Genomic DNA, 11,538 nt, shown 5'->3' on the forward strand with positions numbered 1-11,538 from the left:
ATGATCAGCCTTGCGCGTCGTTTTCAGTCACCAACACACTCATGCCTGCACGAAGGCCATCAATGGCTTCAACAGGGCGGGCTTCCACTTCAAAGGTGCGCATGTCATAACCTTGCTGACTATTGGTCGCTCGCCATGTGGCGAAATCGCCCATCGGTGCAACGTGTGTCACTTCGAACGCATAGGCTTGGTCGCTCAGTGAAGGGATCGAAGCGTTAAATACCGCCCCCTTTTTGAATTGGTTCAGCTTGTCTTCACGGATATTAAATACCGCCCAAGCATCTTGCATATCAATGATGGTAACGACAGGAAAACCTTGTGGCGAGAGCTCACCCGGTTGCAGCAGAATTTGGCTCACTTCACCTTTGTACCAGCTGTGGATCTTGGTGTCTTTGGCATAGGCTTCCACTTCTGCAACGGCACCTTCCGCCATGCGGACTTGTTCTTGCGCAGCACGTTTGGTTTCAGAACGTGCACCTTCTTTTGCCATGTCGTACATCTGACGCGCCGCATTTTCGGTGTATTTGGCGGCTTGCCATTGGGTAAAGGCTTCATCGCGTTTTTGTTCAGCGGCCACGCCTTCACGATATAGCGCATCGACGCGTTGAAACGTTTTCTCTGCCAGTTGGGCTCCAGCGCGTGCTTTTTGCCACTGATCACGCGCTGCATTGATTTCTTGCGCACGCGCGCCGCTTTCCGCTTGCTCAGCCATCGCGCCTGCGGCGGCTTTTCCGGCTTTCGCTTGTTCAAGCTTCGCGGCGATTTCTGGGCTGTAAAGGGTGAAAATTAAATCCCCTTTGTTCACAAGTTCACCTTTGCGCACCAGCACTTCGTCTATGCGCCCCGCTACTTTGGATGACACAGTGTATTGCTGCGCTTCAATTTGGCCTTGAAAGCGCTCGGGTTGTGGCTGGTATGCTTGATAAAAACTGTATCCCACCCATCCAATCAAAGCAGCGGCTGGAACAGCCATAAATGCGGATTTCAATTTACTCATGATGGATTATCCCTGTTGTGATGGTAGAGAGTGGGTAAGGGCGGCAGCTTGAAAATCGGGGAAGCGGTTCATTTCTCCGCTAATCGCCAATAAACGAGAGAGCGACAAGACGTATTGGTAAGACGCTGCAAGTTGTTGTGTTTTGATGCTGGCGAGATAGAGTTCTGCATCAACCACATCAAGCGAGGTTGAAAGCCCCTGCGCAAAGGCTTTCTCGCGCAGGCGAAGGTTTTCATCCGCGAGCGAGATGCTGGACGCTAAACCTTGGTATTCTTCCAATGCTTGGTCGGCTTCACGCCATGTTTTTTCAACCAATAGCGACAGGTTTTGTTCAGCCTGTGCGCGTAAATAATTGACTTGAAGGGCTGTGCTGTGTGCAGCTTTAAGTTTGTCTGAACGACCGCCGTTATCAATCAGTGGAATGCTCACACCTACGCCAACCGCCCAATCTGGTGCCAGTTCAGCGGTCAGCGAGTCGCCTTCATACAGGTTGTAATTGCCGTATAAATAAACTTGAGGGTAGTATTTACCCTTTTCGAGGTCTACAAGGCCATCAGCCTGACTGCGTTTGGCATCCAAGACTTTCAAGCCAGGATAACCTGCGAGTGTTTTTTGCAAAAACGGTGACATAGCCGGTGCTTGGGTTTGCGTAAACAAGGCACTGGAAGGAGAAACATCGCCTGTGCTTTTCACCAAGGTTCTTAATGCTGCTTGGGCAATTTCCAAATCACGTTCTGCTTTTTTGCGCTCGGTTTTGGCTTTGTCGTACGCCACTTCGGCTTGTAGGCGTTCAACGCGAGCGATTTGGCCTTGCGCTTCGAGTTTCTTGGCATGATCGAAATGCTTCGCCAGCCCTTGTTCGACCTCAGCGCGAGTCTGCAACACTTGTTCGGCCAACACGGTTGCGAAATACACCTTGGCCAAATCTTCAAACTTGGCCTGTTGCTCCATTTGCATCAAATACGTCGCTTCGTCGCGTTGCGCATTGGCAATGTCTTCCGCCGCGAGAATGCGCCCGCCCGTGAATATCGGCCAAATAGCGCGAATCGAGCTGGTGTAAATGTCGCGATCGGCGAGGGTCGTTGTCATCAGGTTATCAAGATTGCTGACCAAGCCACCAATGCCTGGCACTGAGGCAGCTATTTGACCCAGCGCGTCTGCGCCATTCATGTGGTTGGCGAGTTGGGATGGTTTGAGTTCTACGTTTTGATCAAGACGCGTGTAGTTGCCACTTAGCGACACACTCGGCAGATGGTGAGCGGAGGCTGCGTTGCGCATGTGTTCAGCACGTTGCACGTTTGCGCGTTGTGCGGCAATACCATCGTTGCGTTCTTGAACCGCTTGCCACGCCTGCTCGAAAGACAGGGTTTCCGCATAAGACCTTGTTTCCGCATAAGAAAATGTGGAACACAGCATGAGGGTAACGCCGAGTGTTAGGAGGCATAAAAGTGGCGTAAACGACGTTTTTCTGATCAACATAAAACTTACCGTTTGGGAAAGAGAAATACAGTTTAGAGTTTATGCTCTAATTTTTCCAGCGGTAAGTGAAAATGCAGCAAAGTTAGAATGCGAATGAGTGCATGGAGGGCTTCATGCATAAGGGTTAGCGAGTTAGTCGGCATTGATGCCGCAGCCTTCAAAAATGCCTTGATGAGGTTGCGAGTGAGGCGACTTCATCGTCGGTCAAAAAGCGCCAGTGACCGACTTCAACATCTAACGCAACATTGCCAATTCGCTCTCTGTGCAAGGAAATAACGCGATTCCCAACCGCAGAGAACATCCGCTTAACTTGATGGAATTTGCCTTCAGTGATGGTGAGATAAACATCTTGAGGCCCAATAATTTCAAGCTTTGCTGGCAGGGTTAATTGGTTTTCTCCTTGCAGCTGAATGCCTTGTTCAAATTGGCGAGCTACGCCGTCGCGAAGAGGGCGAGAAAGTCCAACGCGATACACTTTTTCGCAATGTTTGGTGGGGGTGGTGATGTTAAATGACCAGTGGCCATCATCTGTGATCAATACCAAGCCCGTGGTGTCCGCATCTAGGCGTCCGGCAATATGTAATTCTTCAGTGTTATCGAGTTCGATTAAGTTAAACAGCGATGGATATACTTCATCAACATTGGAGCAAATCGTTCCCGCAGGTTTGTTCATCAAGATATATCGAAATGGGCGCGGCCTGAGTGTTTCCCCCGACAGGGTGACGGTATTGTTTTCGTGCACCTGCGCTTTCTCGTTTGTCACTACCTCACCGTTGACACTCACCGCACCCTTGTGGATAGCGTCGGTCGCACCTTCTCGGCTTAACGCGGTACTTTTACAAACAAATTTATCTAGGCGCATCAAACCACTCCGGATGGCGTAATCTCTAACCAGTCAGACAAACGAAACAAGCTCAGGTTTGAGCATCTCAAAACCTGAGCTTGAAAGCTGACGACGCATTTAACCATGAAAAATGGCGGTCAATTAGGCAATTTTTTCCGCATTTGCGAGACGGTATTGCACCATGTCTTCAATGGTTAACACGGGCATATCATGCTTTAGGCCGAACGCTATGATCTCTGGTGTTTTCGCCATGGTGCCATCTTCGTTTTGTACTTCACACAGAACGCCTGCTGGCGATAAGCCCGCCATTTGCATCAGATCAATCGTGCCTTCGGTGTGACCACGGCGAGTCAATACGCCGCCATTACGGGCGCGAAGCGGAAACACGTGACCAGGACGTGCAAGATCAGAAGGTTGTGCATCAGGGTTGGAAGCGGTTTTGATTGTGGTCACGCGATCTGCCGCAGACACACCGGTAGTCACACCGATTTTGGCTTCAATGGAAACAGTAAATGCGGTTTGGTTTGCGCTGTTGTTGTCTTCCACCATGGGTTTAAGTTCGAGCTTGTCAGCTTGCGCTTCTGGCAGGCAAAGACAAACAATACCGCTGCATTCGCGGATCATGAGCGCCATTTGTTGGTTTGTTAGGTGGTCGACTGAATAAATAATGTCACCTTCGTTTTCACGATCTTCGTCATCGAGAAGCAATACGCCTTTACCTTGACGAAGCGCCTCAAGGGCTGCATCAACGCGTTCAAACGGGGTGCCAAATTGAGCAAGTAGCGAGGTGTGAGTCTGATTCATGGTAACTCCTAGGTTAAATACCAGAATCAGGGCATAGATGAGCAGTGGTCGCCAGTAGCCGCCACATACAATCCACCTAAACATGCGCGCGTGTAAGCCGCCGTGTTACGGGTGCATTTTTATCATCCTCTTTCATCCGGACTGTAACCGTCGGCCTTGGCATCGCACCAAGTCTGCTGACCCCGAACTCAGTTCGGGCGCTCGCGGGCTCACCTTTGCTTCGCATTGCTTTGCTACGCTCCGCTTTGCATCGGTATACCGCCGGTGGGGAATTTCGCCCCGCCCTGAGAATAATTGTTGATTGTGATGCTCCAATGATGGAGCCATTGAATACTACTGCGTTTTCAATCAAAAAGGGAAGAGCAGCGCGATTGATTGGGTAATTTGTCGGCAATCGTGAAGGTTTTTCTATCGCTAGGTCATGGTTCCTAACCTTTTTGAATCTAAACGTGGTGATCCAAATAGCTTAGACATAAGTATCAATAGGTTAGCATTCATAGTGAGCATCTGTTGATACCATGGAAACCATTTTAAATATTGTGCGTGATTACGGCCTGCTGAGTTACGCCATCCTCTTTTTGTACTGTGGTTTGAAAAGCGGATCTTTACCGCTTTTTGCTGGTATTGCCGCCCATTTTGGCGCGTTGAACGTCGCATTGGTCGCGACAGTGGTTTTCGCTGGTGGCTATCTAGGTGATGAATTGCGTTTCTACTTGGGCAGAAAATATGGCGTTGCGAAGCTTTCTTCGAACCCGAGATATCGACAATCGGTGAACACCGCCAAACTGCTGCTCGACCGTTATGGCAAAGCCTATATCTTCCTTTATCGCTATCCCAAAGGCATGCGAACCATAGGTGCCTTGCCAGTGGCATTAAGTGATATGCGCTGGCCTGTTTTCACGGCATTGAATTTTGCGTCGGCAGTGACGTGGACGTTTGCTCTCGTTGGCACCGGCTATCTGTTTGGCTCGGCACTTGAACACACAGTGGGGGATAACTGGGGGCTATTCAGTGTGGGACTGCTTGCTGCGTTTTCGTTAATGACCTATCTCGCTTGGCGTCGCGTGAGTGCATTGGCGAAAGAAACACCAAGGGCTGAATCAACGACGTTAGCCACTCGGCTTTAGACGTAATTAAAACAGGTCAGCTGACGCTGTCGTCGCAGAAATCTTGCCAATGCTACGAGCAGAATGGGATTCTTCGCCCACGCTTAAACATTCATTTTTGCGTGTGGCGAAAGCATGTTGAAACAACCGAAAGCGCTTAGGGCAATTGCCTTGTTGGAAGCATCAAAAGGTACGCTGGCGATCATCGTCGGTTTGTCCCTTCATGAACTTGGCGGACGGGAAATACAGTCTCTGTTTGAAGAGTTAGTGCAGCATCTGCATTTAAATCCTGCGAGTGAGTATCCCAGTGTGATCCATCATGCGATTGCCAAAATCAACGACAAAAACATCACCATTATTGCACTGGGTTCATTGCTGTACGCTTCAGTGCGGTTCGTCGAAGCCTTCGGCTTATGGCGCGGATACGCTTGGACAGAATGGTTTGCGCTCGCGAGTGGTGCTATTTATTTGCCGTTTGAGATCTATGGTGTGGTCACACAAAATAGGTTGTTAGATTGGCTAGCTCTGGTGATTAACCTTATCGTGATAGGTTACATGGCATTGTTGATACAGCGGCGGCGTAAAGAAAAAAGTGCCAGGCATTTTCCGTAATCCGAACCCCAGTTTTTAGCGACTTTGGTTCGTTTCTGTTTTGTTACCCGCTTCATCTTCTTCGCTACCATTTTCTGGCGGCAGCTCCGCTTTTTGCTTTGATAAAGCGCGATGCAAAAGTTGGCTATAAAGCGGCTTGCCGCCCACTGCCTGCGCTGTCATGGTCGCGCCGAGCGACGTGATCAGCAGGGGCAAGATTAGCTCGTAATTGTGGGTGAGCTCTATCACCAATAAAATACCGGTGACAGGCGCTCTGACTGTCGCGGCAAACAACGCGCCCATGCCCGCCACCGCGAACATTCCCATCGTGATATCGAGATCAGGGAACAGCATGATACAGACAGCGCCAAAACAGGTGCCGAACAATGTCCCTAGCGCCAGCATAGGCGCAAATACGCCACCGGGTGCGCCTGATGAAAAACACGCCAGCGTGGTAATAGCTCTCGCAAAAAACAGCATCAGTAACAGCGACAACGAGAAAGTGCCGGAGACGGCATCAGGGATAAGATCCGCCCCCTCACCTGTAAGTTTGGGAAGGAATAGAGCTAACAGGCCAAACACCGCCCCCAATGTTGCGCCAATACCCACGAAGCGTTTTGTTTCATGACGATGAAAGCGCTCGAAGCCGTCCATTGACATAATCACAAGACGATTAAACAACACGCCGATAAAGCCAAAGACCAAGCCTAAAACCAAAAATAGCGCCAGTGACGCGAGTGGCACTTCATCATGGGCGGGAAGGGGGATCATTGCGCCTTGCCCAAGAAAAAATCGGTAAGTAATGGTCGCCATGATGGAGGCAATCATGACAGCTTTGATGGAAATAAGGTTGTATTTAAACTGCGGACGCATTTCCTCAATCACAAACATGATCCCAGCCAACGGCGCATTAAAAGCGGCAGCAAGGCCAGCCGCTGCGCCAGCCGCAACCAAGGAATGGCGGCTTTCATCGCTGTCAATTTTGAATATGTCTGTCAGCATTCTGCCGACACTCGCGCCCATTTGTACGGAAGGGCCTTCCCGACCAAGCACCAAGCCTGCGCCAATCGCGCCAATACCGCCAAAAAACTTCACGGGGATCACCCGCCACCAACGTACAGGGCGAACACCATCTAGTGCACCTTCAATCTCAGGGATGCCAGAGCCTGCCGCTTCAGGTGCCACGCGTATCACAAGATAAAAGCCAAACGCAGATAAAATCGAACTGCTCAGCATAATGACAAGAATGGTCGACCATGCCAGATCAGAGCGCCCATCCAGCCAATGCTCACGTTGATTGATGACCCAATCGATAGTGATATCAAAGAAAGTACACAGAAGCCCTGCAAATAGGCCAACAAACACGGAGAGAAATAAAATGGGCAGGGAGCTTTTGTGAGTGGCAAGAAAGCGCCGCATGACGCCTGAAGTTGGCTTCCTTTCTGGATTGCTATCGGTATCATCACCAGATGGGGTGGTCATACAGCTTCATTCCCTATGAATTACTAGATACCTAACCAGCATAGAGCAGTTATGTGGCTCACTATTCTTCGGAAATGATACAGGTCGCGATCAAACGCTTACTGATGTAATCGACGTATAAAAAACGTCATCACAAAGGCGACGAGGCTCAAGATAAGCAAAAGCCAAAATACAGCACGTTATTTGACGCTGACTGCTTTTGAACTACGTGTATCATTCCGCGAAGCACAATTTGTAATGACGCTTTAGCCGCGCGAAAAGGAAGTAGAAATGAAAATCGTAAGTGCGCGTTTAGAAGATATGCCTGATTTGTTTGCGTACCTAAACCGCCAGTTAGAACAAAACGGGGCAGAGGGCGGAGCCTTGTTTCAGCCATTGTCTCGCGACGAATGTGTTGTTTCTGACGATTTAAAGAAGCGCTTTAACGATGGTGTCCTGGCCGACCGAAAATCGTCAAACTGGCGTAAGGTCTGGTTGGCGAAAAACAGCAGCGGAAACATTGTGGGTCACATTGATTTACGGCACTATGCCGACGCGCATTGTAGCCATCGCGTGTTGCTGGGGATGGGCGTTGATCGCGCTGCTCGTCGTCAGGGGTTAGGTGAATCACTTCTTAAAGCCGCGATCGCTTTCTGCCAGAACGACGAAAAAACCGAATGGCTGGATTTGAATGTGATTGGCTGCAACGAGAAAGCCATCTCGCTATACCGTAAGCTCGGATTTGAACAACTGGGCGAGATTTCTGATTACTACCGTATTGATGGCCAAAGCTACTCGGAGCTGACATTTGCATTGCCAACATCTCATAAGAGCTGACGCACAAAGAAGCCGCCACCCTAATCGTCAGTCAATCAGAAAAAATACAGCGCGGTTAGCGTTAATTCAGTGACAAATGATGGTCGGAACGAAAATGTCGAGGTTGATGCGAAATGGGGTCGATAAATTCCACCTCTTTGGCCAGCAACTGCAAGGGGGCTAAATAGTTGTCAGCGCTTAGAGGTTGCAATTCAGGGTAGTACTTGTCATTCAAAATCGGCCAGCCAAGCGTTTGCATGTGAACGCGCAGTTGATGGGTTTTACCTGTCACTGGATGCAGCTCAAACAGAGCCTTTTCGTTGGATTGCTTTAGGCATCGAATCACGGAATGGCTGTTGGCTTTACCCTCTGTGACCTGCATGCGAAAACGCGGTTCAGACTGCTCAATTCGGTTTTTCACTTCCCATTCACGACCAACAATGTTTTCTCCCTCTCGAAGACTGGCAATCGCTTGGTAGGTTTTGTGTATTTGCCGCGTTTCGAACAAATGATGGTAAAGATGGCTCGTCTCAGGGTTGACTGAAAACATGACTAAGCCCGCTGTCACTCGGTCTAACCGATGTAACGCTTGCAGTTCCGATATACCGGTACTTTTTCGTAACCGATTCTGCAAACATTCATTCACGTAAACACCGCCGGGTAAAACCGCGAGGAAATGGGGTTTGTAAACCACCACAATGTGCTCATCCTGGAATAGGATCTCTTCTTTGAAGGGAACACGAGGCTCGTTTTCAACTTCTCTGTAGTAGTAGATCCGCTGTTGCGGTTGAAACAGAGATTGCGCGGAAACGCGTGTTCCATCGTGGTAATGAACCTTGCCATCAGCCATGCGTTGCTGCCAGACCTGAGCGTCAATGAAGGGAAACTTGATAACGAGGTATTCCAACACGGTTGAAACACCCGGATTGGTCTGCGGTAGGCTCAATTTTGAGGGATAGACGGAAATGGTCATTGAATGGTCCAGTTCATACCCAAATATCTTGAGCATATGAAGACAGCAGACGCGGATTTGCGTCTGGATAGAATGCAGCCCTCTTATTGTACTGTCGACGATTTGTTGTATCGAGGATCTGTTTTATCGACGATCGTAGTGGATGACAAAACTAGCGATAAGAGTGCGATGCATTTTAAAGGATAATACCGTGTCGCACCCGCGCTAATATCATGACCTGTCTTTGATAGCACCCAAGCCTCTGTGACCACAGAACGCTTTTTAGCCACCCAAACCTCTACCACTCAAACTGCTACCACCACCAGACGCAAATTCTCTCGTTTTGACTTGGGTGCTTGGGTTTCAATGTCGTCATACTGAGCAGCATTTGTCGGAGAATGTGTAATTGTTTTTCCCGTTACGCTTAATTTCATACATCGCGTGGTCGGCAAGTGTCACAAGCTCTTGAGGTGTGTTGGCATGGTCAGGGTATAAGGAAATACCAATACTGGCGGTTACCCTTACTTCTACATCGCCAAAGTGGAATGGATTGGAGACGGTTTGAATCATTCTTTCTGACACTTTGTAAATCGTTTCAGTGTCAGTAATGTTGGTTAACGTGATCAAAAATTCGTCGCCACCAATACGCGCGACAGTATCAATATCTCTTACACAGGCACTCAATCGCTCGGTGGTTTTCTTTAACACCAGATCGCCTGCATCATGGCCGTGAGTGTCATTCACTGATTTAAAACCATCGAGATCAACAAATAACACAGCCACTTTTCGATGATGTGCTTTTGCATGAGCCATTGCGTTGGTCAGGCGTTCCATGGAAAGTTTTCGAGTGGGCAGTCCCGTCAGTGTGTCGTGATTCGCTAAATGGTCGATGTGTTTTTTCGCTTCTTTTAAATCAGTGATGTCTTCTTTTACTGCAACAAAATGACTGATTTCACCGTTCCGTTGTTTCACTGGCGCTATTGAAGCAATTTCCCAAAAGAATTCGCCGCTCTTCTTGCGATTATAAAACTCACCCCGCCAAATTTTCCCCGTGGAAATTTGATTCCAAAGCGAAGCGTATTCGTTCTTGGACATTTCACCTGATTTCAATATACGAGGATTTTGTCCAATGAGCTCTTCGGGAAGATAGCCTGTTTTTTCAGTGAACGCCGGGTTGACATAGTGAATCAAACCCTTGCGATCGGTAATGATTATTGATGAAGCGGATTGCTCTACCGCAAGAGAAACGATCCTGAATTCTGACTCAAGCACTGAATAAGTTAATAATATCAGCGTAATCGCCATGCCGCTGATGATGAATATTCCGGCTAAGAATACAAATGATGAAGTCAGGTTTGGGTCCATAAAATACTGGCCCGTTGGCAAAAATAACGAGAGCAGCCCTCGTGTGCCATGAAGAATGGCAAAGAGCCCGAACACGGTCGCGACAGCGAATCCGGCTGATCGCCAAGGTGCTTTTTTCTCACCCATAAAAGTCACAACGACACCGCCACAACTGAGGAAAAATGCGACGGAAAGGGTAGTTATTCGAATGTCTAAATTTGGGTCGATGTAATTGAAATAGTAAAAAAGAACGGCAGCAACAGGGAGCAAACCATAATCCAAAATTAGAACGGGTGGGCGGCCTACAAAAATCCGGATACCACGAAAAATGAGTTGAAAACCGATGACATAGAGCGAATTGGCAACGACGAGAGAGAGAAAGTCAGGAAGCGATCCTCGCGTTGAAATCAATATGCTGCCAAGGGCAACGCAAGACATTCCTACCGCCCAAAAGCCAATTCCATTTCGTGTTGACTGCGAGCGCCATAGCGAAATTAGCGCTACTGCCGAACCAATTGAAATAAGCGCCGTTACAATAAGTAAAGTGCGGTTATCTAGTGCAAGCATCCATTTCCTGCCTTGTAGTGATCTAATTTTTTGGACAACCCCGAGCAAGGTCAAAATGCTCGTTGAGACAAACGTTCCGTTTTTTTAGCGTATTTCATAATGAAATTAGCAAATTCATGACATGGGCATTTTTGCATATAAAACAAACAGTGAATGGCAAGCGTTAATAATGCTCTCTTTGTGAGAGTGTATTGCGTCTAATCATGGTGTCACTGGGTGTAAGCATCATTCGAAATCGTTTTAAGCATGACGATAAAATAAGCAAAAATGCGCATATATTTAACAGTGATATTATATTAGCGTTAAGTGGCAATTTTTGACATTCATATGAATGATTTTTTGAGGGTTTTTGCTCGCAGTGCGAACTTATTTCTCGCTGCGCTGTGATTTTTGCGTCAGTTAGCGTGTTGTCTTTCTTCTTTCTTCTTTCTTCTTTCTTCTCTCTTCTCTCTTCTCTGTCTGCCAGTTCGCACATTTCCCCAGTGACCAGGTGCTGAATGTTACGGAAAGGAACGTCAATGTTGTTCGCAGAAACCCAGTGGCAATGCTTAGTGTGCTAAATAATTAGCCAGTTGAA

General features: G+C 48.2%; 10 protein-coding genes and 1 riboswitch. Of the genes, 3 read left to right on the plus strand and 7 right to left on the minus strand.

Annotated elements, in window-relative coordinates:
• Window positions 1-4: 4 nt before the first annotated feature.
• The 4 genes from AB8599_RS20655 to ribB form a co-directional block, all read right to left on the minus strand.
• Window positions 5-997, minus strand: coding sequence for an HlyD family secretion protein (locus AB8599_RS20655; RefSeq protein WP_407333612.1), 993 nt, complete (start codon window positions 995-997; stop codon window positions 5-7).
• A 6-nt stretch (window positions 998-1,003) separates the two neighbouring features.
• Window positions 1,004-2,476, minus strand: a complete 1,473-nt coding sequence (locus AB8599_RS20660; RefSeq protein WP_407333613.1) for a TolC family protein — start codon at window positions 2,474-2,476, stop codon at window positions 1,004-1,006.
• Window positions 2,477-2,633: 157 nt separating this feature from the next.
• The gene (locus tag AB8599_RS20665; RefSeq protein ID WP_407333614.1) at window positions 2,634-3,338 is read right to left on the minus strand and encodes a pseudouridine synthase; all 705 of its coding nucleotides are present in this window, start codon (window positions 3,336-3,338) and stop codon (window positions 2,634-2,636) included.
• Between the two features lie 123 nt (window positions 3,339-3,461).
• A complete protein-coding gene (ribB, locus tag AB8599_RS20670; RefSeq protein ID WP_407333615.1) occupies window positions 3,462-4,124 on the minus strand; it encodes a 3,4-dihydroxy-2-butanone-4-phosphate synthase in 663 nt (220 codons plus the stop codon).
• A gap of 120 nt (window positions 4,125-4,244) precedes the next feature.
• A riboswitch (FMN riboswitch) is annotated at window positions 4,245-4,420 on the minus strand.
• A gap of 222 nt (window positions 4,421-4,642) precedes the next feature.
• Here ribB and AB8599_RS20675 point away from each other — a divergent pair.
• Together AB8599_RS20675 and AB8599_RS20680 are read left to right on the plus strand one after the other, a co-directional pair.
• The gene (locus AB8599_RS20675) at window positions 4,643-5,251 is read left to right on the plus strand and encodes a DedA family protein (protein WP_407333616.1); all 609 of its coding nucleotides are present in this window, start codon (window positions 4,643-4,645) and stop codon (window positions 5,249-5,251) included.
• A 114-nt stretch (window positions 5,252-5,365) separates the two neighbouring features.
• Window positions 5,366-5,842 carry a DUF2127 domain-containing protein gene (locus AB8599_RS20680; protein WP_407333617.1) on the plus strand — a complete coding sequence of 159 codons (477 nt, stop codon included), beginning with the start codon at window positions 5,366-5,368 and terminating at the stop codon, window positions 5,840-5,842.
• 15 nt (window positions 5,843-5,857) lie between these two features.
• Here the strand turns inward: AB8599_RS20680 and clcA are convergent, their stop codons facing one another.
• Entirely contained in the window at window positions 5,858-7,303 is a 1,446-nt protein-coding gene (clcA, locus tag AB8599_RS20685) for a H(+)/Cl(-) exchange transporter ClcA (RefSeq protein WP_407333618.1), read from the minus strand.
• Between the two features lie 270 nt (window positions 7,304-7,573).
• Between clcA and AB8599_RS20690 the strand changes: the two genes are divergently transcribed.
• Window positions 7,574-8,119: a GNAT family N-acetyltransferase gene (locus AB8599_RS20690; RefSeq protein WP_407333619.1), complete on the plus strand. Its 546-nt coding sequence runs from the start codon at window positions 7,574-7,576 to the stop codon at window positions 8,117-8,119.
• A 61-nt stretch (window positions 8,120-8,180) separates the two neighbouring features.
• Here AB8599_RS20690 and AB8599_RS20695 read toward each other — a convergent pair whose 3' ends face one another.
• A complete protein-coding gene (locus AB8599_RS20695; protein WP_407333620.1) occupies window positions 8,181-9,071 on the minus strand; it encodes a pseudouridine synthase in 891 nt (296 codons plus the stop codon).
• Between the two features lie 351 nt (window positions 9,072-9,422).
• On the minus strand, window positions 9,423-11,015 hold the full coding sequence (locus AB8599_RS20700) for a diguanylate cyclase domain-containing protein (protein WP_407333621.1): 1,593 nt from the start codon (window positions 11,013-11,015) through the stop codon (window positions 9,423-9,425).
• Window positions 11,016-11,538 lie beyond the last annotated feature (523 nt).

The organism is Enterovibrio litoreus (assembly GCF_045679545.1).
In the GTDB taxonomy this organism is placed as follows: domain Bacteria; phylum Pseudomonadota; class Gammaproteobacteria; order Enterobacterales; family Vibrionaceae; genus Enterovibrio.

Bases quoted from the DNA above. Each gene is read 5' to 3' on its own strand.
- AB8599_RS20655 (WP_407333612.1), bottom strand. From the start codon at position 997: ATGAGTAAATTGAAATCCGCATTTATGGCTGTTCCAGCCGCTGCTTTG.
- AB8599_RS20660 (WP_407333613.1), bottom strand. From the start codon at position 2,476: ATGTTGATCAGAAAAACGTCGTTTACGCCACTTTTATGCCTCCTAACA.
- AB8599_RS20665 (WP_407333614.1), bottom strand. From the start codon at position 3,338: ATGCGCCTAGATAAATTTGTTTGTAAAAGTACCGCGTTAAGCCGAGAA.
- ribB (WP_407333615.1), bottom strand. From the start codon at position 4,124: ATGAATCAGACTCACACCTCGCTACTTGCTCAATTTGGCACCCCGTTT.
- AB8599_RS20675 (WP_407333616.1), top strand. From the start codon at position 4,643: ATGGAAACCATTTTAAATATTGTGCGTGATTACGGCCTGCTGAGTTAC.
- AB8599_RS20680 (WP_407333617.1), top strand. From the start codon at position 5,366: ATGTTGAAACAACCGAAAGCGCTTAGGGCAATTGCCTTGTTGGAAGCA.
- clcA (WP_407333618.1), bottom strand. From the start codon at position 7,303: ATGACCACCCCATCTGGTGATGATACCGATAGCAATCCAGAAAGGAAG.
- AB8599_RS20690 (WP_407333619.1), top strand. From the start codon at position 7,574: ATGAAAATCGTAAGTGCGCGTTTAGAAGATATGCCTGATTTGTTTGCG.
- AB8599_RS20695 (WP_407333620.1), bottom strand. From the start codon at position 9,071: ATGACCATTTCCGTCTATCCCTCAAAATTGAGCCTACCGCAGACCAAT.